At 70.5% G+C, this 21,463-nt stretch carries 19 protein-coding genes; 4 read left to right on the top strand and 15 right to left on the bottom strand.

Annotation, left to right across the window (positions count from 1 at the left end; genetic code table 11):
• Positions 1 to 31: 31 nt before the first annotated feature.
• From DB32_RS15210 to argC, 7 genes are all read right to left on the bottom strand, one after another.
• Positions 32 to 1,597, bottom strand: coding sequence for a hybrid sensor histidine kinase/response regulator (locus DB32_RS15210; RefSeq protein ID WP_053233182.1), 1,566 nt, complete (start codon positions 1,595 to 1,597; stop codon positions 32 to 34).
• Positions 1,585 to 2,718: a 3-oxoacyl-ACP synthase III family protein gene (locus DB32_RS15205; RefSeq protein WP_053233181.1), complete on the bottom strand. Its 1,134-nt coding sequence runs from the start codon at positions 2,716 to 2,718 to the stop codon at positions 1,585 to 1,587. Before DB32_RS15205 ends, DB32_RS15210 begins: the two co-directional genes overlap by 13 nt.
• Positions 2,711 to 4,384 carry a thiamine pyrophosphate-binding protein gene (locus tag DB32_RS15200; RefSeq protein ID WP_075097524.1) on the bottom strand — a complete coding sequence of 558 codons (1,674 nt, stop codon included), beginning with the start codon at positions 4,382 to 4,384 and terminating at the stop codon, positions 2,711 to 2,713. The genes DB32_RS15205 and DB32_RS15200 overlap by 8 nt, the downstream gene beginning before the upstream one ends.
• Positions 4,381 to 5,049 carry a DUF2378 family protein gene (locus DB32_RS15195; protein WP_053233179.1) on the bottom strand — a complete coding sequence of 223 codons (669 nt, stop codon included), beginning with the start codon at positions 5,047 to 5,049 and terminating at the stop codon, positions 4,381 to 4,383. The genes DB32_RS15200 and DB32_RS15195 overlap by 4 nt, the downstream gene beginning before the upstream one ends.
• A gap of 207 nt (positions 5,050 to 5,256) precedes the next feature.
• Positions 5,257 to 5,799, bottom strand: a complete 543-nt coding sequence (locus DB32_RS15190) for a PilZ domain-containing protein (protein ID WP_053233178.1) — start codon at positions 5,797 to 5,799, stop codon at positions 5,257 to 5,259.
• A 153-nt stretch (positions 5,800 to 5,952) separates the two neighbouring features.
• The gene (locus tag DB32_RS15185) at positions 5,953 to 6,846 is read right to left on the bottom strand and encodes a metallophosphoesterase family protein (RefSeq protein WP_169791455.1); all 894 of its coding nucleotides are present in this window, start codon (positions 6,844 to 6,846) and stop codon (positions 5,953 to 5,955) included.
• A 15-nt stretch (positions 6,847 to 6,861) separates the two neighbouring features.
• Entirely contained in the window at positions 6,862 to 7,911 is a 1,050-nt protein-coding gene (gene argC / locus DB32_RS15180) for an N-acetyl-gamma-glutamyl-phosphate reductase (protein ID WP_053233176.1), read from the bottom strand.
• A gap of 112 nt (positions 7,912 to 8,023) precedes the next feature.
• Between argC and DB32_RS15175 the strand changes: the two genes are divergently transcribed.
• Positions 8,024 to 8,806 (top strand): hypothetical protein, encoded by a 783-nt coding sequence (locus tag DB32_RS15175; protein ID WP_169791454.1) that lies wholly within the window; start codon positions 8,024 to 8,026, stop codon positions 8,804 to 8,806.
• Between the two features lie 72 nt (positions 8,807 to 8,878).
• Here the strand turns inward: DB32_RS15175 and rpsI are convergent, their stop codons facing one another.
• The 3 genes from rpsI to DB32_RS15160 form a co-directional block, all read right to left on the bottom strand.
• Entirely contained in the window at positions 8,879 to 9,283 is a 405-nt protein-coding gene (gene rpsI, locus DB32_RS15170) for a 30S ribosomal protein S9 (RefSeq protein ID WP_053233174.1), read from the bottom strand.
• Between the two features lie 39 nt (positions 9,284 to 9,322).
• On the bottom strand, positions 9,323 to 9,769 hold the full coding sequence (rplM, locus tag DB32_RS15165; RefSeq protein WP_053233173.1) for a 50S ribosomal protein L13: 447 nt from the start codon (positions 9,767 to 9,769) through the stop codon (positions 9,323 to 9,325).
• 163 nt (positions 9,770 to 9,932) lie between these two features.
• The gene (locus DB32_RS15160) at positions 9,933 to 10,451 is read right to left on the bottom strand and encodes a DUF6265 family protein (protein WP_053233172.1); all 519 of its coding nucleotides are present in this window, start codon (positions 10,449 to 10,451) and stop codon (positions 9,933 to 9,935) included.
• Between the two features lie 62 nt (positions 10,452 to 10,513).
• On the opposite strand from DB32_RS15160, the gene DB32_RS15155 reads away from it, so the two are divergent.
• Both DB32_RS15155 and DB32_RS15150 read left to right on the top strand, forming a co-directional pair.
• Positions 10,514 to 13,267, top strand: a complete 2,754-nt coding sequence (locus tag DB32_RS15155) for a 1-acyl-sn-glycerol-3-phosphate acyltransferase (protein ID WP_053233171.1) — start codon at positions 10,514 to 10,516, stop codon at positions 13,265 to 13,267.
• Positions 13,268 to 13,351: 84 nt separating this feature from the next.
• A complete protein-coding gene (locus tag DB32_RS15150) occupies positions 13,352 to 14,344 on the top strand; it encodes an RNA polymerase sigma factor (protein WP_053233170.1) in 993 nt (330 codons plus the stop codon).
• On the opposite strand, the gene DB32_RS15145 is transcribed toward DB32_RS15150, so the two are convergent.
• Positions 14,345 to 14,938, bottom strand: coding sequence for a hypothetical protein (locus DB32_RS15145; protein WP_053233169.1), 594 nt, complete (start codon positions 14,936 to 14,938; stop codon positions 14,345 to 14,347). It abuts the gene before it with no gap.
• Positions 14,939 to 14,991: 53 nt separating this feature from the next.
• Here DB32_RS15145 and DB32_RS15140 point away from each other — a divergent pair, with 53 nt between their 5' ends.
• Entirely contained in the window at positions 14,992 to 15,594 is a 603-nt protein-coding gene (locus DB32_RS15140) for a hypothetical protein (protein ID WP_053233168.1), read from the top strand.
• Positions 15,595 to 15,649: 55 nt separating this feature from the next.
• On the opposite strand, the gene DB32_RS15135 is transcribed toward DB32_RS15140, so the two are convergent.
• The 4 genes from DB32_RS15135 to DB32_RS15120 form a co-directional block, all read right to left on the bottom strand.
• Positions 15,650 to 17,089, bottom strand: a complete 1,440-nt coding sequence (locus DB32_RS15135) for an aldehyde dehydrogenase family protein (RefSeq protein WP_053233167.1) — start codon at positions 17,087 to 17,089, stop codon at positions 15,650 to 15,652.
• Positions 17,090 to 17,097: 8 nt separating this feature from the next.
• The gene (locus DB32_RS15130; protein WP_053233166.1) at positions 17,098 to 18,735 is read right to left on the bottom strand and encodes an acetolactate synthase large subunit; all 1,638 of its coding nucleotides are present in this window, start codon (positions 18,733 to 18,735) and stop codon (positions 17,098 to 17,100) included.
• Positions 18,736 to 18,836: 101 nt separating this feature from the next.
• Positions 18,837 to 19,505: a potassium channel family protein gene (locus DB32_RS15125; protein ID WP_053233165.1), complete on the bottom strand. Its 669-nt coding sequence runs from the start codon at positions 19,503 to 19,505 to the stop codon at positions 18,837 to 18,839.
• Between the two features lie 39 nt (positions 19,506 to 19,544).
• Complete coding sequence (locus DB32_RS15120) at positions 19,545 to 21,431, bottom strand: TrkH family potassium uptake protein (RefSeq protein WP_053233164.1); 1,887 nt, start codon at positions 21,429 to 21,431, stop codon at positions 19,545 to 19,547.
• Positions 21,432 to 21,463 lie beyond the last annotated feature (32 nt).

Genomic DNA, 21,463 nt, shown 5'->3' with positions numbered 1-21,463 from the left:
ACTCCGACGCGGACACGGACTCGGACGTGGCCTACGCCGCGACTTCGCGGATTCGGCGCGCGAGGTCGCGCATCGAGAACGGCTTCGCCAGCAGCGGGCGTCCGGTCTCGAGCAGGGCGCGCTGCAGTGTCTCGGACCGCAGTCCGCCCGACACGAACAGCGTGCGCGCCGCGAGCCTCGGGTCGATCTCGACGATCTCCTCGTAGAGACGCAGGCCGTCCATGCCCGGCATCACGATGTCGCTCAGCAGCGCGTCGAAGCGCTCCTCGCTGCGCACGAGCTGCAGCGCGATCGGGCCGCTCGGCGCCGGCGTGCACTCGAAGTCGTCGGCGAGCGAGCTCGTCATCGCGCGCAGCAGCAGCTCGTCGTCCTCGACGATCAACAAGCGCAGTCGGCTCGCCCGCGGCGGCGGCTGCGACACCGCGCGCGGCATCGCGTGCGTCCTTCGTCCGCGCGGCAGGATCACGCGGAAGCGCGCGCCGAAGCCGGGCTCGCTCTCGACGAAGATCTCGCCTCCACAGCGCCGCACCAGCTCGCGCGTGATCGAGAGGCCGAGCCCGGTGCCCGCGCCGATCTCCTTCGTCGTGAAGAACGGATCGAAGATGCGCTCCAGCGTCTCCGGCGCGATCCCCGGGCCGTTGTCGGCGACCTCGAGGCACACCGCCTCGTCGTCGTGGCTCGTCGTGACGCGAAGCCGGCGCGTCTCGAGCGCGATCGACTCGAGCGCCTGCAGCGCGTTCACGACCAGGTTCGTCACCACCTGCGTGAGCGCGTGCGGCGGCGCCATCACGTACGGGAGGTCCGCGGCGAGATCGAGATCGACCTTCGCTTGATAACGAACCTCGCGCCCGACGAGGCGCATCACCGTCTGCACGTCGTCGTTGATCGACGTGGGCTCGGGGCGCGAGTCGTCCTCGTTCTTCCGCGAGAACACGTGCAGCGCGCGCACGATCGACGTGATGCGGCGCGACGCCGCGAGCACGTCGCCGAGCGCCTCGAGCCAGTCGCTCGCGCGTTGGTGCAGCACCTCCGCCTGCTGGAAGCGCGGGCGCGAGAGCACGGCCTCGATCTCCTGCCGCACGCGCTCGGTGTTCGCGAGGATCGCGGTGCTCGGGTTGTTGATCTCGTGACCGACGCCCGCCGCGAGCAGGCCGATCGCGGTGAGCCGCTCGCTGTGCGCGAGCCCCGCCGTCAGCCGCGCGCGCTCTTCGCGCATCCCGATCACGCGCCGCGCGAGCGCGACGACGCGCATCATCCCGCGCTCGAGATCCGCGGTGTCGACCACGTCCGCCGCGCCGCCCTCGCGCAGCGCGCGCTCGATGTCGAGATCGACCGCGTCGTGCACCACCGGCACGACGAGCAGCTCCGGGAACGCGGCGCTCAAGCTGTTCGCGCGCGCGATCGAGGCGGCGCCGTGGTCACCGAGCTCCACCAGGAGCACGGTGCCGCCGCGTAGCTCTGGGAGCGGCTCGCCCGCGGCCCACGCGAGCGCGATCTCGAGCTCGTCGCGCGACGCCTCGACCAGATGGTCGGCGAGCTCGGGCCGCGACCATGCGAGGAACGCGACGACGGGACCGCTACTGCTCACGCCCTGCACCGGCGCACATCGTACCAGCGCACCACGACCGCGGTGCGCGTGAAGCCCGCCGCGGGCGAGTAGAGCAGCGCGACGCGACCGTGCTCGAGGCGCCCTTTCTGACGCGCTTCCTGCAGGTTGAACACGATCGCGGCATCACCGACGTTCGCGATGCGCGCGAACGTGTCGACGGTGCGCTCGCGCGGCAGACCGAGCGAACGACGACACGCATCGAGGAACCATCCCAGGCTCTGGTTGCCCGTGTAGAGGTCCACGTCGTCGAGCGTCAGGCCCGCATCACGCAGCGCGCCGCTGCACGCCTCGCGACAGAACTCGCCCGCGCGCAGCCCCGCGGTCTTGCCGGCGTCCGCGTCGAACGACGCGAGCTGCATGCGGCCCTGCCCGTCCCACCACGTGCGTCGAGGCGCGCCGTCCACCACCGGCGCGAGCACGATGCCGTCGCGCAGCGAGCCGTCGGTGCGCGCGTAGTGCCCGAGCACGCCGAAGCCGTCGGGCACACGCTCGATCACCGCGGCGGCTGCTCCGTCGCCGAAGCTCACCGACGCGACGCTCGTCGGGTCCACGGAGCGCGTTCCCGCATGCGACTGCACGATCAGCGCGCGTCGGAACGTGCCCGCGCGGATCAGCGCCGCGGCCGTGACGAGCTGCGCCTGGAAGCTCGCGCACCCCACGTCGAGGCTCCACGCGGCCGCGCGCGTGAGCCCGAGCCGGTGCTGCACCGCGGGTGCGTTCGACGGGATCAAACGATCGGGCATCAGCGAGTGCACGAGCACGAGATCGATCGACTCGGGATCGATCCCCGCATCGCGCAGCGCCGCGCGTCCTGCGGCGGCCTCGAGCTCCGAGACGTCGGCGCCGTCGTCGAGCACGTGGCGCAGCTTCGCGCCGCGGAAGAGATCGTCGCCCGTCGCTGCGATCGCGTCGGCGATCTCGCGCGGCATCTCGGTGCGCGCGCCCGACGACGTGCGCTCGACCGCGAGCACGTCGCCGCGCCGCTGCATCTCGTCGCGCGGCGCGAGCACACCGCTCCAGAACGAATTGTCGCGCACCTTCGGCGGCAGCGCGGTCCCGATCCCGACGATCCCGATCCCGCGCAGCCCGCGCGCGCCTTCGTCACCCATCGTGCTCCGAGCTCCCGAACTGCTTCAGCGCGGCGACGCGCTGGTTGCCCGCGAGGCGCACGTCGGCGTCGAAGCGCACGTCGAGCACCACCGGCCCGTCCGCTTCGTCCGAGAGCAGCCGCACGAGATCGAGCCGCGTGCGCACCACGTGGCCCTCGGCGCCCATGCTGCGCGCCATCATCGCGAAGTCGACGGGCGAGGTCGTGAAGTCCGGCGAGCGCCCGAAGAGGTCGTGCATGCCGTGGTGCACCATGTTCAGGCGGCTGTCGTTCATCACGACGAACGTGACGCGCAGCCCGTGCTGCACCGCGGTCGCGAGCTCGTTGCCGTACATGAGGAAGCCGCCGTCGCCGCAGATCGCGAACGTGCGTCGCTGCGGCGCGCCGAGCTGGTGCCCGATCGCGGTCGCGATCCCCGAGCCCATCGAGCCGAACCCGAGGCACGTGATGAAGTCGCCGTGCTCCGAGACGCGCAGGTAGTGCAGCGCCACCGAGAGGTGCTCGCCCATGTCCGCGGTGAACACCGCGTCGCGCGGGCACGCCTCGTTCATCGCGAGCACGACCTCCATCGTCGTCAGCGCGCCGCTCGGCGAGGGCACGAGCGGCTGCGTCTCGACGAGGCTCGGACCGCGGCCGAGCGGCTTCGACACGCGCTCGTCCGATCGATGCTCGAGCATGCGCCCGATCACCTGATCCGCAGGCCCGACGAGCCCGAGGTCGATCGGGTAGTTCTTGCCGAGCTGCGCCGAGTCGATGTCGATCTGCAGGAACGCGCGCGTCGCGCGGAGCAGCGGCGACCACGCGTTCGTCGTGAAGTCGTTGAGCCCGCTCCCGACCGCGAGCAGCACGTCGACGCCGCGCTCGAGGTACGAGATCACGGAGTCGTGCCCGCCGAACCCGAGCACGCCCAGGAAGAGCGGGTGGTCTTCCGGGAACACGCCCTTGCCCTTCGTGGTCACGCACACCGGCGCGCCCACGTGCTCGGCGAGACGACGCAGCGCGCGGCGCCCCGAGAGATCGCGCGTGCCCGCACCCGCGAGGATCAGCGGCCGCTGCGCGCGCTCCAGCATGTCGAGCGCGCGTCGCGTCGCGTCCGAGTCGATCTCGAACGTGGTGCGCACGCTTCCCGAGAGCGGCTGCGCGTCGACGCTCGCGCACGCGACGTCGAGCGGCAGCGACACGAACACCGGCCCGCGACGCCCGCTGTACGCGGTCGAGAGCGCCTTGCGCAGCACCGACGTCGCCGGGCCTGGGTGCGAGAGCATCACGCTCATCTTGGTCACGCGCCGCATGATCGCGACGGCGTCGAAGCCCGCCGGTGAGCCTTCCTGCAGCGCGCCGCGCCCGAACGCCGAGCGCGCGACCTCGCCCGCGATGTGCACGACCGGAACGCCCTCGTAGAACGCGCTCGCGACACCGGTCACCGCGTTCGTGATCCCGGGCCCCGCGGTCGTGAGCACCACGCCCGGACGTCCGGTCGCGATCGCGTAGCCGATCGCGAGGAACGCCGCGGTCGACTCGTGCTTCGTCGTGATGATCCGGACGTCGGGGCGCTCGAGCAGCGCAGCATAGAGCGCGCTGATCGCACCACCCGGGATCCCGAACACCACATCCACACCAAAATCGCGCAGCACGTCAACCAGCTGCAGCGCGACCGTGCCCTTCATGCGGTGTCCTCTTCCGAGCCGAGCCTCCGGATCCGCACGACACCGTCGAAGGGGCCATCGAGCTCGGCCCGGACCTCGACGCGCTCGCGGCAGGTGCGCGCCACGCCCTCGAGCGCACCGACCATCGCGGACTCGATGTACACGTGCTCCTGCTTGAAGCGCGTGATGATCGTGCGCGCGTCCGCCGACTCGACGGAGAAGCGCGCGTGCGACACCACCGTCTGGCTCGCGTACGCACGCTCGAGCACGCGCAGCACGCTCAGGAGATCGGGCGAGACCACCGCGAGCGCGGCGCGCCCGAGCAGCGTGCCCGCCCACGCATCGAACGCGCCCGACTGCAGCTCGCGCAGCCCCGCGTGGATCTGGTGCTCGCCGTAGTGGATCTGCGAGAGCAGCACGATGCGCGTGAGATAGTCGCGCAGCGAGTACATGCGAAACGCCGAGAGCCGGTGCACCGGGAAGAAGCGCCGGTACTCGCGCTGTGTCTCCTCGGAGAGCGTGGCGGCGCGGTCGTCGAGCATGTTGAAGAACGCGCCTCGACACGTCGCGCCGTGCGGGATCTGCTTGAGGCGCCACGCGAGATCGGTCGCGCGATAACACGCCTCGATGTCGGCGCTCTCGGGCGCGACGCGAGACGCGAGACCACCACGCGCTGCGGCGCTCACGCGCGCGCCTCACGAGATCGTCCGGCCATCTCACGGGACGACTTCACCCGGGCCTTCCTCCTCGCCATCGCCGGCGAGGGCGAAAGCGAGGCCGAGCATAGTCGGAAGGTCCGGTGTCGTCGCCCCGCGAGCGGGGTCCCGCGCGCGGCGCTCACGCGCGATCCGTATCGACGATTCAGCCGACCGGATGCACGGTCCAGAGCGTGATCAGCAGACCCAACGATACGCGGGCGCGCTGCCGGTGAGCACGGGCGCGAGCGTCTCGATCGCGATGTCGTCGTCGTCGATCGCGGCGAGCGCGTCGCTCACCTCGAAGACGTTCACGCGATCGCCGAGGTCCTCTTCCCACGTGACGAGCGCGTCGATCCACACGAGCTCCCGCCGCGCGCGGCGACGCGGGAGCGGCGGAGGCACGTGGCGCAGGCGCAGCGCGAGCGCGTCGCCGACGTCGCCGTCCAGCGCGACGAACTCGACGCCGATCGACGGCTTCTCGATCGCGACATGCGCGGTGTGCGCGACGCGCGCGAGGGTCTCGATGCGTGTCCCGAGCCGCTCGTCGGCGAACCCGAGGAGCACGTGCTCGCCGGGCGCGAGCGTCGCGTCGGTCATCACGCGCGCGCCGCGCGGCGAGAGGTCGACGAGCAGCTCGCGACGCGCGCCGTGTGCATCCGTCGTCAGCTCGCATCCGATGCGCACGTCGCGGCGCAGCGTCGCGCGGTGGGCAGGGAGCACCTCGACCGACTGCAGCATGGCGTCCGACCTCCGGGTGAGATCGTCCCGGATGCGGTGCGCGCGAGGCAAGAAAGCGAGCGGCCGTGAGGTCTCGGCGCGTGCTACGAACACCGTAGCGCTACGGATCTCGTAGCACGTTCTCGTGCTCGCCCGACGGTGGTTCGCGACGCCTCAGGAGATCGACACCGTCTCCGCGGTGTCGAGCCGGTATCCCTTCCCGTCGAACCAACCGGGCGTCGCCGAGCCGCCGTCGCCGTCGAGCTCGAGCATCCAGAAGCCCTCTTCGCCCTCGTGCGTCGCGCTGCCCGCGCCGAGGATCGTCGGGCGCACCCCGGGAAGACGCAGCCGGAAGCGCTCGTGGATGTGGCCGTGCAGCACGCAGCCGCGCGGCAGCTCGGCGAGCGCGGTGAGCATCGCCTCCGCATTCTCGAGACCGTGGTTGCGCCCGTCGGGACGCCCGTCGGGGCGGCGCAGCGCGTAGTGCGTCGCGACGATCACGAAGCGATCGCGCACCCGCGGATCGCGCACGATGCGCTGCATCGCCGCGAGCTCGCCGGGCTCGATCATCCCGCTCGAGCGCCAGACCTGCGGGTTCGGGCGCGCGCTGCGCACCGCGACGACCGCGAGATGATCCCCGAAGAGGCGCACCAGCGGCCATCCGTCGGCGCTCGCGAGATCCGGCAGATCGTTCCGCAGGAACTCACCGAAGTACTTATCGAAGCGCCGCTCGCGGATCGTGTCGTGGAGGTACACGTCGTGGTTGCCCGGCACCGTGACGTAGCCGAGCGGACGCTTCGTGATCGGCTCGACCGCCTCGCGCGCCGCGGCGAGCTCGACCTCGGTGCCGAGGATCGTGTAGTCGCCCGTGCAGATCGCGAGGTCGATCTCGTGCTCGTCGGCGAACGCGCCGAGCGCCGCGAGCTTCTCGCGTGTGCGCCGGAAGTGCTTCCCGCGCCGGAGGATGTGGTTCGCGCCGCCGACCAGGCGCTTGCCGATCCAATCGCGGAACGGCACGAGGTGCGGCGAGACGTCGACGTGGATGTCGCTGAAATGGAGGATGCGCACGGGCCTCCCGATCACTTACGGCCAAGCGGCCGGCATCGCGAGGCCCGTCCCCTCGGGCAGGCCGAAGCGCACGTTCATGCACTGCAGCGCCTGCCCGGACGCGCCCTTCACGAGGTTGTCGATCGCGCCCTGTGCGATCACGAAGCCGGTGCGCGCGTCGAGCGCGTACGAGACGTGCGCGCGGTTCGAGCCGCGCACCCAGAGCGTGTCGGGGCACGCGCCCGCGTCGTGCACGAACACGCTCGGCGAGCCCTCGAAGAACGCGCGCGCTTCCGCGGTGCAGCGCGCGGCGTCGACGCCCGGCTTCACGCGCAGGTACGACGTCGAGAGGATGCCGCGCGTCATCGGCACGAGGTGCGGCGTGAACACGATGCGCACGTCGCGCGCGCCCACGCGCGAGATCTCCTGCTCGATCTCGGGCGTGTGGCGGTGCGCGCCCGCGATCTTGTAGGCGCGGAAGCCCTCGGTGGTCTCGCTGAAGTGCGTGCGCTCCGAGGGCGCGCGGCCCGCGCCGGACACCCCGCTCTTCGCGTCGACGATCACCGGCCCTTCCTCGACGAGCCCCTTCGCGAAGAGCGGCGCGAGCGGGAGGATCGTCGCGGTCGGATAGCAGCCCGGCACCGCGACGAGATCGGCGGTGCGCAGCGCGTCGCGATGCAGCTCCGGCATCCCGTAGACCGCGCTCTTCGCGAGCTCGGGCGCGTGATCGTCGCCGTACCACTCGCGGTGCACCGCGCGATCGACGAGGCGGAAGTCGGCGCTGAGATCGAAGACGATCACGCCGCGCGCGCGCAGCTCCTTCACGATCGGCGCGCTCGCGCCGTGCGGAAGGCCGCAGAACGCGACGTCGGCGCGAGACGCGATGCGATCCGCGTCGAACGCCTCGACCTCGCCGCGCACGATCCCGGCGAGCGACGGCAGCACGCGCTCGACCGGCTGCCCCGCCTTGCTCGCGCCGACGAGCACCGTGAGCTCGACGTTCGGGTGACCGAGGAGCAGTCGCGCGAGCTCGGCGCCGGTGTAGCCCGTCGCGCCGACGATCGCGGCCCGGATGCGCTTCGTCATGGCGCGGACGTATACCCCCGCGCGCGCCGCGCAGCACGCAACCTTTGCGCGTGCGCGCCGCCGGAGATCTGCGGCGACCGCGAGATCATTCGAAGATCTCGGGGAACGCTCGTTGCTGCGCCCGCGGCGCATGCTCATCCACCCGCAGTACGAGGCCTTCTACGGCTCGATCGCGCGCGTCGGCAAAGGCTCGGTGCAGACGCTCTTCTATCAATTCCTCGGCTTCCCGCTGCTCCCGCAGGGGACGTACTGGGTCGAGGGCTCGGCGCTCACGTCGTGGAGCGATCTCCGCGTGACCGAGCTGCGTCGCGACTGGCGATCGATCGGCGTCGGCTATCTGCGCGGCTGGTCGACGAGCCTCGCGGTGTGGCTGCTCGGGATCGGGATCCTCTTCGCGTTCTTGCCGGGTCAGGCGATGTTCGCGGGCGATCCGATGCCGTTCGGGCGCAGCGTCGCGGTGCCGATCGCGATCGTGCTCGGCGTGCTCGCGCTCTTCGCCGCGATCGTGATCTGGATCGCGACCCGCTTCCCGGTGTCGGGCGACGAGCTCGCGCGGCGCGCGATCTACCAGCGCTTCCTCGGGACCGCGATCGATCCCGCGCTGCTCGACAACCCGTGGTCGCCGCGCGACGACCTCAAGCGCGCGATGGCGAACGTCGCCGAGCAGCTCGGGATCGGACGGAGCACCCAGACGTTCGATCGCTGGTCGGAGATCGCGCTGCGCCCCGATCTCGCGCTGCCGGACTTCCTGCGCATGGCGCTCACGACCGCGCGCCTCTGCGAGGCCTCGCCCGAAGAGGGCCGCGACGCGGCGTCGTATCGCATGGTGCAGGACGCGATCTGGTCGCGTCTGGTCGCGATCGATCCGAGCGCGCGCAGCGCGCGCCCCAGCTGAGCTCCGAACGCGACGAAGCCCGCGCGCTCTCTCGAGCACCGCGGGCTTCTTCGTCGGTTCGGAGTCCGGAGCTCAGCGCTTGCTGAACTGGAACTTCTTGCGCGCGCCCGGCTGACCGGGCTTCTTGCGCTCCTTCTCACGCGCGTCGCGGGTGAGGAGGCCGGCCTTCTTGAGCGGCGAGCGGAGCTCACCGTCGACGTGGAGCAGCGCGCGCGAGATGCCGTGGCGCACCGCTTCCGCCTGGGCCGCCACGCCGCCGCCGCAGACCGTCGCGGTGACGTCGTAGTCGCTCATCTTCTCGATGATCTCGAACGCCTGGCGAGCGATCATCTGCGAGGTCTCGCGCGGGAAGTACTCCGCGAGGGTGCGGCCATTGACCGTGATGTCGCCGCTGCCGGGCTTGAGGAACACGCGCGCGATGGCGCGCTTGCGCTTGCCGGTGCCGTAGTGCCGACCGTGGATGAGCGCCTGGGGCATGGTCTCTGTCTCGTCCTTCTCAGAGCTTCAGCAGCGGGATCAGAACTTGAGCACTTCGGGCTTCTGCGCCGCGTGCGGATGCGTCGGGCCTGCGTAGACCTTCAGCTTCGTGTGCATCTTGCGGCCGAGCGGCGTCTTCGGGAGCATGCCCTTGACGGCCTTCTCGAGCGCGAACTCCGGCTTGCGATCGAGCAGCTTGCGGTACGGCTCGGCGCGGAAGCCACCCGGGATGCCCGAGTGCTTGTAGTAGAACTTGTCGTCGAGCTTCGCGCCGGTGAGCTTCACCTTCTCGGCGTTGATCACCACGACGAAGTCGCCCGTGTCGACGTGGGGCGTGTACAGCGGCGTGTGCTTGCCGCGAAGGACCGCCGCGATGCGCGAGGCGACTCGGCCGAGGGGCTGTCCTTCGGCGTCGACGACGAACCAGCGGCGATTGACTTCCGCCGGATTGGCGCTGTGCGTCTGCTGGGCACGGAGAAGGCGCATGATCGAGAACCTGCGAAAAAAAGCGCCCCGGGTCGGGGCGCGAAGGGGCGCGTGATGTAGATGGAGCGGCTCGCCGTGTCAAGCGAAGCCGCCCGTGCTGCCCAGCCGCCAGGGCCGGAGCCGCCGTCCGGCCGTGCGCGCGGCGCGACCGAAGGCCTTCCTTCTAGCGCGCTTCCCGCCTCATGCGCCAGGTCGTCTGCGTCGCGCCGCCGAGATCGCTCACCGTCGCCCGCAAGATCTCGGGCCCTTCGAGCTGGTACGTGATGCGCTGCGGGAAGTCGTGCTGCGGATTCTCGAACACCGCGCGATCGGCCTCGAGCTCCACCGCCGCGAACGAGGTCTCTCCGTCCGCGCCGACCGGCAGTGCCACGTAGAAGATCGCGTCACCCCGCTGCTCGATCCGGAGGCTCTCCCAGCTGCGCGTCCGGCCGTCGGCGGCCTCGGTGTGGGACGAGCCCGGCATCACGCTCCCGCGCGGCACCGTCCACGTCTCCTCCGTGCGCGCACCGTCGTCGTGGTCCGCCACCCAGGTCCCCGCGAGGAACCCGTAGCCCGCGAGCGGGCCCGTTCCGCCGGCCGTCGCCGTCGTGGTCCGTGCCTCCGGGCACGATCCACCACACGCCCCGATCGCGAGCGCGATCGCCGCGACGAGGCCCTTCGTCTTCGTTGTCGTGGTCGCCATCACACCTCCGGGCGCGCGGGGCTTCCGACGGCGGACTGCGTGCTAACGTCGGACGCTGGACCATGAGCCAGCTGCCTCCGTCCGCCGCCGTCGGCCCGTCGAACGTGCCCCCGCGCGGTCCCGTCGAGGAGCCCGCCGGGAGCCCTCCGGCGCGCACCAGCGAGGATAGGTACCGACCCGTCGTCTACCAGCCGAGCAGCGCGTGGCGCTCGCTGTACGAGCGCTTCTTCGCGCACATCAAGCTCGACGAGCGCTGGGAGCCCACGGTGCGGCAGCAGGCCGAGCGCGGCCTGGTCGTGTACGTCGCGCGCTCGCTCTCGTTCCTCGACTTCCTCGCGCTCGACTTCCTCACGAAGAAGCACGGGCTGCCGCTCGTGCGCTTCACGAACGACGTCGGGATGTTCGTCGCCGAGCCCTTCGGTCGCGGGTCGCGGCGGATGCGCCTGCAGAAGCAGATCCCCGACGATCGGGCGCTGATCGACACGCTCCAGGGGGAGCACAGCGCGCTGCTCTTCCTGCGTCGCCCGCCGCGCCTCCAGGGAAACGGTCGCCTCTTCGCCCGCTCGACGAAGGGCGACGACATGGAGGTCGATCTGATCCGCACGCTCGTCGAGCTGCAGCGCAAGACGAGCAAGCCGATCGTGCTCGTGCCCCAGACGTTCGTGTGGACGAAGCGCCCCGCGAGCACGCAGCGTCGCTCCGCGATCGATCTGATCTTCGGGCCCGCGGAGTGGCCGGGGCGCATCCGCGTGTTCCTGCAGTTCCTCGCGAACTACAAGAACTCGCTGCTGCGCAGCGGCGAGCCCTTCGACGTCCGTGCGTTCCTGGACGAGCACCAGGACATGACCGACGCGCAGGCCGCGGACGCGATCCGCTACGCGCTGCTGCGTCGGATGGAGCGCGAGCGCTCGCTGGTGCTCGGGCCCGCGAAGAAGACGTCGACGCGCATCGTCGACGAGCTCATGCGCAGCCCGCGCGTGCGCAAGCACCTCGATCACGCGGCGAAGGAAGCGAAGCGCGAGGTCGTGGAGATCGAGCGCGAAGCGCGGCGCGATCTCGACAAGCTGTGCGCGGCGCCGGACACCAACGTCGTCCACTTCTTCCATCGGTTCCTCGACACCGTCGTGTGGAACCGGATCTACGACGGCATGGTCGTCGATCGCGAAGGGCTCGAGCGAGTGCGCGAGGCCGCGCGCAAGGGGCCGCTCGTGCTGCTGCCCTCGCACAAGAGCCACGTCGACTACCTCGTCGTGAGCGATCTGCTCTATCGCGAGGGGCTCGCGCCGCCGCTGATCGCCGCGGGCGACAACCTCTCGTTCTTCCCGCTCGGGCCCTTCCTGCGGCGCTCCGGAGCGTTCTTCATCAAGCGCAGCTTCAAGGGCAAGAAGCTCTATCCGCAGCTCGTCGACGCGTACGTCCGCAAGATCCTCGTCGAGGGCTGGAACGTCGAGCTCTTCGTCGAGGGCGGCCGATCGCGCACCGGCAAGCTGCTGCCGCCGAAGCTCGGGATCCTCTCGATGATCGTCGATGCCGCGCTGCAGCTGCGCGATCGCGAGATCACGTTCGTGCCGATCTCGATCGGCTACGAGCGGATCATCGAGGAGAAGTCGTACGTGCACGAGCAGTCGGGCGGCGAGAAGCAGCCCGAGAGCATCGGCGGGCTGCTCGCGACGGGACGCGTGCTGCGCAGCAAGTACGGGCGGCTCTACCTGCAGTTCGGCGAAACGATGTCGTTCCGCGGCCTGGTCGACGAAGCGGTCGCGCTCGCGGGCAAGAACGATCGCGCGCGCGGCGCGCCCTCGGTGCAGAACGGCGAGAGCGGGCTCTCGCCGCCGCAGCGACGCGCGCTGGTGCAGCGCATCGCGCACCGCGTGACCTACGAGATCAACCGCGCGACGGTGGTCACGCCCGCCGCGCTCTGCGCGACCGCGCTGATGGCGCATCGTCGTCGCGGCATCACCCACGATCAGCTGGTGCGTCAGGCGCGCACGATGGTCGCGACGCTCGAGCGGCTCGCCGCGCGCATCGCGAAGCCTGTCATCGACGACGAGGGTCGCTTCCGCCCCGAGACGCTGAGCGAGGCGCTGCGGCTCTTCGAGGACGCGAAGCTCGTCGTGACGGTCGACGACGGCAAGGGCGACCCGAAGCGCGGTGAGCCGCCCGACGAGCCGATCTACCAGATCCCCGAGGAGCGCCGGATCGCGCTCGAGTACCACAAGAACACGATCCTCCACTTCTTCGTGCCGAGCGCGCTCATCTCCAGCGCACTGCTCGCGATGAACGGAGAGGCCGAGCTCGAGACGCTGCGCGATCGCGTCCGCCGTGTCTCGCGCCTCTTCAAGCTCGAGTTCATGTACCGCGCGGACGCGGAGTTCGACGAGATCTTCGACGACGCGCTGGGCTCGATGCGCGCAGCGGGCGAGGTCGAGATCGTCGGCTCGATGGTGCGTCGCGGCGGCGGCGCGAGCGGCGCGCAGGTCGCGCGCTACGCGGAGATGCTGCGCTCGTACTTCGAGAGCTATCGCCTCGCGCTGCTCAGCGTGCGCGCGCTGCGCAACGGCGAGGTCGCGTCGCTCGGCAAGAAGGAGTGGCTGAAGAACGCGCTCGCGCTCGGGCAGCGTCGCTACCTCTCGGGGCAGATCACGCTGCGCGAGAGCGTCGCGCGTCCGAAGCTCGAGAACGCGCTCGCGGCGCTGCACGATCATCAGCTCGTGCGTGTCGAGGGCGATCACATCAAGCCCGGCGCGCTCATCGACGACGGGACCACGTACGTCGACCTCGATCGCGTGCTGATCGAGCACCTCGTCATCGACTGAGCCCTCGCCGGAGCGAATCCCGGACGGAAGCGCGCGGATGGGGGCGGGTGGTATCCCGGCGGCCGGATCGGCCGTCTCTCTCCCATGACGACGAAGAACGACGATCCGGTGCTCGATCTGTCCGATGCCGTGAAGGGCTCGTGGCATCGATTCCTCGATCTCTACGAGCCGCTCCGGCCCGAGCTCTATCGCTACTGTCGCCACCTCACGCGCTCGCCGTGGGACGCGGACGACCTCGTGCAGGACACGCTCGCGCGCGCGTTCGTGACGCTCGGGACGCTCGAAGGGAATGCGCCCGCGAGGCCGCGCGCGTGGCTCTTCCGCGTCGCGTCGAACCTCTGGATCGATCGCGTGCGAAGGCAGCGCGAGCTCGCGAGCGAGATCGACGCGGCGAGCACCACGAGCGACCCGCGGGCGCAGCGCGAGGCCGCGGGCACGCTGCTCTCGCAGCTCTCGCCGCAGGAGCGCGCGTCCGTGGTGCTGAAGGACGTGTTCGACCTCACGCTCGAGGAGATCGCGGAGACGCTCTCGACGACCATCGGCGCGGTGAAGGCAGCGCTGCACGGAGGGCGCAGCAAGCTCGTCGATCCCGCGATGCACGAGCGGGCGCGTCCCCTCCCCTCGCGCGAGGTGATCGATGCGTTCGTCGACGCGTTCAACGCGCACGATCTCGATCGCGTGGCGGCGCTGCTGATGGAGCGCAGCACGGTCGAGGTGGTGCGCGTGTGCACGCAGTACGGCCGCGAGGCCGCGCGGAGCGGCGCGCTCACCGGGATGATGTTCGGGAGCCGTCGGCTCGCCGCGGCGGACGTCGAGGGCGGGATCGATCCGCGCTTCATCCAGGGCGCGCGCCCCACGCCGCCGCGCATCGAGGTGCGTTCGCATCGCGGCGAGTGGCTCCTCGTGCACTGGTACGACCACGAGGACGGCGAGGCCGTGCGCGCGTTCACGCGCGTGGAGATCGACGGCGATCACATCGCGCGCGTGCGCAACTACTTCTACACGCCCGACGTGATCGAAGAGATCAGCCGCGAGCTCGACGTGCCGTTCAAGCTGAACGGCCACCGTTACTGGTGATCAGACCGTCCTGCGCCGGAACGGGCTCCGGCGCAGGACCGGACCGTGGCGATGCAGGTGCGCGCGGCGCGTCGCGATCACGTGCTCCGCGCTCGGCAGCGAGAGGCCGAGCACCAGGCCGAACACGAGGTGCACGATGAAGTATCGGCCCACGTGATAGCTCGAGAAGAACCACGGGCTGGCCCACGGCGCGACGCCGTACGTCATCACCATGAAGACGAACGCGGCGAACAGGATCCCGAGCATCGCGAGGTTGCTGCGGCCGTGCACGCGTCGGGTCAGCGCCGTGAACACGACGCCCCACGCCACACCGACCCCGAGGTGCAGCACCACGCCCGCGAGGCCGGCGAGCATCGGGAGCTCGCTCCAGCGATCGCGCAGCACGGTCGCGCCGATCAGCTGCATCGGCGTCCAGAACCCGCGCCCGAGCAGGGCCGCGCCGCTCATCAGGATCAGGCCCATCACGGTCGCCGCGAAGAGGCCCGCGAGCACACCGGGGCCCACGATCGCGCGCTCACGATCCGCTCTCGCTCTCTCGTCTCGCGTCGCCACGTCCGCCTCGCTCTCGTTGATTCCCTCCTTCGTGACGAGCATCGACCGTTCCACGAGCGAACGTGCAACGCTCGACTGCGCTACGCTCGAACGACGTGGCGGAGACCGTCATCCTCGCACCGCGCAGCCCGGTGCCGCCCAACTCGCATCTGCGAGGCACGGTGCTGGCGAACTCGATGCGTCAGGTCGAGGAGCGAGGGGTCGCCGACGCGTACTGGGCGACGCTCGCGGCCGAGCACGTGAAAGCGATGCGCGAGCTCGTCGCGACGTCGTGGGTGCCGGTCGAGGTCGCGCTCGCGCACTACCAGGCGATGAGCGTGCTGATCCCCGACGCGGCGGAGCAGGTCGCGATCGGGCGCGAGTCCGCGGCGCGCGTCCAGAACGCGTACATCGAGACGCTGCTGCGCGCGATGCGCGCGTCGGGCGCGGGCGTATCGATGGAGCTCGTGCTCGCGCAGGCGCAGAAGGTGTTCGACCGCGTGATGATCGGGGGCTCGGCCGCGGTCTACAAGACGGGCATGAAGGACGCGCGCATCGAGTGCCTCGGCACGCGCATGGTCCAGGCGCCGTACTTCCGGAACGGCTGGCAGGGCTGGTTCGAGAGCAGCCTCGGGCTCGTCACGCGGCGCGTGTTCCTGAAGCAGATCCCGGAGATGCTGAACGCCGAGCACATGGCCTTCGCGGTCTCGTGGGTCTGATGATCGTTGGAGCTCCAACCAACCTCGTTGGAGGTCCAACGATCACCGCGCGCGCTCACGGCATCTTCAGGATCATCAGCCGCACCTCGGTCATGTCGTCGATCGCGCTGCGGATGCCCTCGCGACCGAGCCCGCTCTCCTTCACCCCGCCGTACGGCATGTTGTCGACGCGGAAGCTCGGGACGTCGTTGATGATCACGCCGCCCACCTCGAGCTCGTCCCACGCGCGCTGCGCCTTGAACACGTCGCGCGTGAACACGCCCGCCTGCAGGCCGAACTTGCTGTCGTTCACCTCGGCGATCGCGTCCTCGAAGCGCTCGAAGCGCGAGAGCAGCGCGACGGGGCCGAACGCTTCCTCCGCGTAGAGCGCGCAGTCGCGCGGCGTGTCCTCGACGAGCGTCGCGTCGAGCATCGTGCCCTCGCGCTTGCCGCCGACGAGCACCTTCGCGCCCTTCTTCGCCGCGTCCTGGATCCAGCCGTCGAGGCGCTTCGCTTCGCTCTCCGAGATCATCGGGCCGATGAACGTGCTCTCGTCCTTCGGGTCGCCCGAGCGCAGCGCCCGCACCGCGGTCACGAGGCGCTCGCGCAGCGCGTCGTAGAGCGACGCGTGCACGAGGATGCGCTGCACGCTGATGCAGCTCTGGCCCGACTGGTAGTAGGCGCCGAACACGATGCGCTCGACCACGCGATCGAGCTGGTCGCGCTGATCCTCGTCGACGATGCACGCGGCGTTTCCGCCGAGCTCGAGCACGACCTTCTTCTTGCCCGCGCGCGCCTTGAGATCCCATCCGACCGCGGGCGAGCCGGTGAACGAGAGCAGCTTGAAGCGCTCGTCGGTCGTGAAGAGATCGGCGCCATCGCGGTGCACCGGGAGGATCGAGAACGCGCCCGGCGGCAGCTCGGTCTCCGCGAGCACCTCGCCGATGATCAGCGCGCCGAGCGGGGTGCGCGACGCGGGCTTGAGCACGAAGGGACAGCCCACCGCGATCGCCGGCGCGACCTTGTGCGCCGCGAGGTTGAGCGGGAAGTTGAACGGCGAGATGAACGAGCACGCGCCGATCGGCACGCGCTTCGTGAACCCGCGGTAGCCCTTCGCGCGCGCCGAGATCTCGAGGTTCAGCACCTCTCCGTCGATGCGCACCGACTCCTCGGCCGCGACGCGGAACGTGTCGATCAGGCGCGTCACCTCGCCGCGCGAGTCCTTGATCGGCTTGCCCGCTTCGACGCAGAGCGCGTGCGCGAGCTCCTCGAAGCGCTCGCGGAAGCGCTTCACGCAGTGCTCGAGCACCGCCTGTCGCGCGTAGGGCGGCATCTGCGCGAACGGCTTCTCGGCGGCGACCGCGGCGGCGATCGCGCGATCGATGTCGGGCGTGCGCGCGAGCGCGACGCGCGTGACGACCTCGCCGGAGAACTTGTCGGTGACCTCGAGCTCCTCGTTGGGCTGCTCGGGGCGGTTGGCGACGAAGAAGGGATAACGCTCGCGGAGCTTCGTCATGATGGTCCTCAGATCGCCGCGGAGAGCTCGCGGATCTCGCGGTTCAGGATCTCGTCGTTCTCGGAATAGTCGACCGGCACGTCGACGAGATGGACGCCCTTGCTCTCGAACGCGCGCTCGACCATGCGCGCGAGATCGGCGGCGCTCGAAGGACGATGACCACGCGCGCCGTACGACTCCGCGTACTTCACGAAGTCGGGGTTGCCGAGCGCCATGCCGTAGTCGGGCAGGCCCATGTGCGCCTGCTTCCAGCGGATCATGCCGTACGCGTCGTCGCGCAGGACGAGCACGACGAGATCGAGGCCGAGGCGCACCGCGGTCTCGAGCTCCTGCGAGTTCATCATGAACCCGCCGTCGCCGCAGACCGCGAGCACGCGCCGGCTCGGCTGCACGATCTTCGCGGCGATCGCCGAGGGCAGCCCCGCGCCCATCGTCGCCAGCGCGTTGTCGAGCAGCAGCGTGTTCGGCATGCGGCAGCGATATGCGCGCGCGAACCACAGCTTGTAGATGCCGTTGTCGAGGCAGACGACTCCGTCGTGGGGCATCACGCGGCGAACGTCCGCGACGACGCGCGCGGGGTGCATCGGGAAGCGCTCGTCGTCGGCGCGACGGAGCAGGTGCGCGTCGAGGTGCTCGCGCACCGTCTGGAAGAACGAGAAGTCCCAGTGCGGCTGCGGCTCGAGCGCTTCCTTGAGGCGCCAGATGGTGTTCGCGATGTCGCCGACGACCTCGAGCTGCGGGAAGTAGACCGAGTCGACCTGCGCCGCGCTGAAGTTCACGTGGATGACGGTGCGCGCGCCGCGCATGAAGAACGGCGGCTTCTCCACGACGTCGTGGCCGCAGTTGACGATGCAGTCGGCGCGCTCGATCGCGCGGTGCACGAAGTCGCCGTCGGAGAGCGCGGCGTTGCCGAGCCAGAGCGGGTGCGTCTCGTCGAGCACGCCCTTGCCCATCTGCGTCGTGAAGAACGGGATGCCGGTGTGATCGACGAACTGCCGGAGCATCTTGCTCGTGAGCTTCCGGTTCGCGCCCGCGCCGATCATCAGGAGCGGCCGCTTCGCGTCCTTCAGCGCGGCGAGCGCGCGGTGGATCGCCTTGTCGTCGGCGATCGGACGGCGGGTCGCCGCGGGCTCGAGCAGCGGGGCCCCGCCAGGATCGCGCGCGATGTCCTCGGGGAGCTCGAGGTGCACCGCGCCCGGGCGCTCTTCTTCGGCGCACCGGAACGCCTCGCGCACGCGCGCCGGGATCGTGTCGGCCGAGACGATCTGCCGCGTGTACTTGGTGAGCGGCCGCATCATGTCGACCACGTCGACGATCTGGAAGTGGCCCTGCTTCGAGGATTTGATCGGCTTCTGGCCGGTGATCATCAGCATCGGCATCGCGCCGAGCTGCGCGTACGCGGCGGCGGTCACGAAGTTCGTCGCGCCGGGGCCGAGCGTCGAGAGCGCGACACCCGCGCGCCCGGTGAGCCGCCCGTGGGTCGCGGCCATGAAGCCCGCGGCCTGCTCGTGTCGCGTGAGGATCAGACGGATGCGCGAGGTGCGCAGCGCTTCGAGGAGATCGAGGTTCTCCTCGCCTGGAATGCCGAAGACGTAGGTGACGCCCTCGGCCTCGAGCGCACGGACGAAGGTCTCGGATGCGTTCAACGTTCGGCCCTCCCGCTGGTCGTGCGCGACGCTACTCGATCGCGCGCGGCTTCGTCGCGAGCCTCGATCTCGGGCATCGCGGGCGGAACGACAACCCCGGGTTACTCGCTCTCGCGCACGAAGCGGTTGATCGACGCCTCCGCGCCGGCGATGAGCAGCGTGTCGCCCGCCGCGATCGTGTAGTCGGCGCCGGGCACCTCGAGCTTCTTCCCGCCCGCGCCCTGCGGGCGAACGCCGAGCACGTGGATCTCCCAGCGCTTGCGGAGCTCGGCCTGCGCGAGCGTCTTGCCCACCATCTTGCCCTCGGCGATCCAGGGCACGACCCGCACGCCGTGGGCGAAGTCGAGCAGATCGCTCGCGACGGGCATGACCAGATCGGCCGCCACGCGATGACCCATCTCGTGCTCGAGCTGCACGACGCGCGAGGCGCCGACCATGCGGAGCACCTCGGCCTGGCGCATCGTCGCGGCGCGCGCGACGACGTCCTTCACGCCCATCTTCCTGAGCGTGGTGACGCAGAGCACGGTCGCCTCGAAGTCCTCGCCGAACGTGACCACCGCGGTGTCGACGAGATCGGCGCCGATCGCGGAGAGCACACGCGGATCGGTCGCGTCGCCCACGAACGCCGCGCTCGTCTTGTCCTTCACCTGCTCGACCTGCTCGGGGTCCGCGTCGACCGCGATGATCTCGGCGCGCGCCTGCCAGAGCGTCTCGATCAGCGAGTCTCCGAAGCGGCCCACGCCGATCACGAGCACCTTCTTCGCCTTCATACCTTCGCCCTCTGGGATGAGCGGACGCTCATGGGTCGATCAGCCGATCATCACGCGCTCGGATGCGAGCTGGACCGGCGTGCGCTTCGTCTCGGTCGCCATCGCGAGCGCGAGCGTGAGCGGGCCCGTGCGGCCCGCGAACATCATCACGATGAGCACGAGCTTGCCGGCCGGGCTGAGCGACGACGTGATGCCGGTCGACAGACCGGCCGTGGAGAACGCGCTGCACACCTCGAAGAGAATGCGCAGCGGCTCGTGATCCTCGGTCATCAGCATCGCGAACGTGCCGAGCATCACGATCGCGAGCGAGAGGAACGTGACGCCCATCGCGCGGCGCACCACGCCGGGCTCGAGGCGCCGATCGAGCAGGCGCGCCGAGGCGTGGCCGCGCAGCTCGGCCCAGACCTCGGCGCAGATCGCCGCGAACGACGTGGTCTTGATGCCGCCGCCGGTCGAGCCGGGCGATGCGCCGATGACCATCACCACGCACGCGAGCGCGATGCTCACCGCGCGCATCGCGCCGAGGTCGATCGTGTTGAAGCCCGCCGTGCGCATGCTGACCGACTGGAAGAGCGACGCGAGCACGCGCGCGTGCCACGGAAGATGCGCGAGCGACTGGCTCCACTCGAGCACCAGCAGGATCGCGGCGACGCCCAGCGTGAGCATGGCGCTCGTCCCCAGCACGATGCGCGCGTGGAGCGAGAGGCGGTCCGGACGGCGGCGTCGAACGCGCTCCCACGCGTGCCTGCGCAGCTCGTCGATCACCGGGAATCCGATGCCACCGACGGTGATCAGGGCCGCGACGGTGAGGCAGATCGGCCAGCTCGCCGCGAAGCCCGCGAGGTTCGCGTGGCTGAGGCAGAAGCCGGCGTTGCAGAACGCGCTGACCGCGGTGAACACCGACCACCACGCGCGATCCCCCGCGCCCGCGATCGGATGGGGATCGTCGGGGCCGCGCATCACCTCGGGGTGGAACCCGGTGAACGCGTACAGCAGCAGCGCGCCGATCGCCTCGAAGAGCAGCGTGTAGCCGACGATCGCGATCAGCGTGCGGCGGAGCGCGGCGAGCGAGCCCGCGTCGATCATCTCGACGAGCACCGCGCTCTGCTTCACGCGGAGCTTGCGGCCGGCGAGCACCACGAACGACGCGGAGAGCACCATGATCCCGAGCCCGCCGATCTGCGCGAGGACGACGATCACGGCCTCGCCGAAGAACGTGTACGTCGCGCCGACGTCGTTCACCGCGAGGCCGGTCACGCACACCGCGCTGGTCGCGGTGAAGAGCCCGTCGAGGAACGACGCGTCCTCCACGCGGACGACGGCCTCGGGGAGCGTGAGGAGGAAGCCGCCGAGGAAGGCGGTGATGCCGAACGAGAGGACCATCAGGCGCGCCGGGTGATCGGCGGCGTCGGCGAGGAAGCGCTGCGCGCGATGGCCGCGGCCGAGGATCCCGAGCGTCGCCATCACGAGCGCGACGACGGAGAACGATCGGTAGCTCGAGACGAAGGGCGTGACGTCGCTCGCGTGCAGCGCGCCGACGAGCGCGATCCACTTCTCGACGAGCGCGAACGCGAGGAGCCCGATGTTGACGAAGTGCGCGAGCAGCATGCGCGCCTTCGGGAGCCATCCGCGCGGCCGCCGCTCGCCGGTCTCGGCGCGCAGCACGAGCTCCATCCACGGGAACGCGAGCGCGGTCTGCAGGACGGTGAGCGGGATGGAGGCCCACAGGTGGATCGCGAGACCGAAGTCGACGACGACGATCACGAGCGCGGCCACGAGCACCCCGGTGAGGCCGAGGCTCTGCGCGGCGGCGCGTCCCTTCGCGACGGGTGCGTGCGCGACGTCGAGCAGCGAGGCGCGCGACGCGCGCTCCTCGGGCGGCAGGCTGCCGCGCGGCGGCGGCGTGCTCGGTCGCGGCTCGCTCACACCGCGATGGCAATGGAAAGCGCGCGAGAGGT

Origin of the sequence: Sandaracinus amylolyticus (assembly GCF_000737325.1) — a bacterium.
In the GTDB taxonomy this organism is placed as follows: Bacteria; Myxococcota_A; Polyangia; order Polyangiales; family Sandaracinaceae; genus Sandaracinus; species Sandaracinus amylolyticus.
The sequence above is the reverse complement of the archived record's forward strand: the minus strand, read 5'-3'. Positions and strand labels throughout refer to the sequence as shown.

Excerpts from the sequence above, each read along its gene's own strand:
- DB32_RS15155 (WP_053233171.1), top strand. The coding sequence starts at position 10,514 with ATGAGCCAGCTGCCTCCGTCCGCCGCCGTCGGCCCGTCGAACGTGCCC.
- DB32_RS15150 (WP_053233170.1), top strand. The coding sequence starts at position 13,352 with ATGACGACGAAGAACGACGATCCGGTGCTCGATCTGTCCGATGCCGTG.
- DB32_RS15200 (WP_075097524.1), bottom strand. The coding sequence starts at position 4,384 with ATGAAGGGCACGGTCGCGCTGCAGCTGGTTGACGTGCTGCGCGATTTT.
- DB32_RS15190 (WP_053233178.1), bottom strand. The coding sequence starts at position 5,799 with ATGCTGCAGTCGGTCGAGGTGCTCCCTGCCCACCGCGCGACGCTGCGC.
- DB32_RS15145 (WP_053233169.1), bottom strand. The coding sequence starts at position 14,938 with ATGCTCGTCACGAAGGAGGGAATCAACGAGAGCGAGGCGGACGTGGCG.
- DB32_RS15160 (WP_053233172.1), bottom strand. The coding sequence starts at position 10,451 with ATGGCGACCACGACAACGAAGACGAAGGGCCTCGTCGCGGCGATCGCG.
- DB32_RS15125 (WP_053233165.1), bottom strand. The coding sequence starts at position 19,505 with ATGAAGGCGAAGAAGGTGCTCGTGATCGGCGTGGGCCGCTTCGGAGAC.
- DB32_RS15135 (WP_053233167.1), bottom strand. The coding sequence starts at position 17,089 with ATGACGAAGCTCCGCGAGCGTTATCCCTTCTTCGTCGCCAACCGCCCC.
- DB32_RS15205 (WP_053233181.1), bottom strand. The coding sequence starts at position 2,718 with ATGGGTGACGAAGGCGCGCGCGGGCTGCGCGGGATCGGGATCGTCGGG.
- rplM (WP_053233173.1), bottom strand. The coding sequence starts at position 9,769 with ATGCGCCTTCTCCGTGCCCAGCAGACGCACAGCGCCAATCCGGCGGAA.
- rpsI (WP_053233174.1), bottom strand. The coding sequence starts at position 9,283 with ATGCCCCAGGCGCTCATCCACGGTCGGCACTACGGCACCGGCAAGCGC.
- argC (WP_053233176.1), bottom strand. The coding sequence starts at position 7,911 with ATGACGAAGCGCATCCGGGCCGCGATCGTCGGCGCGACGGGCTACACC.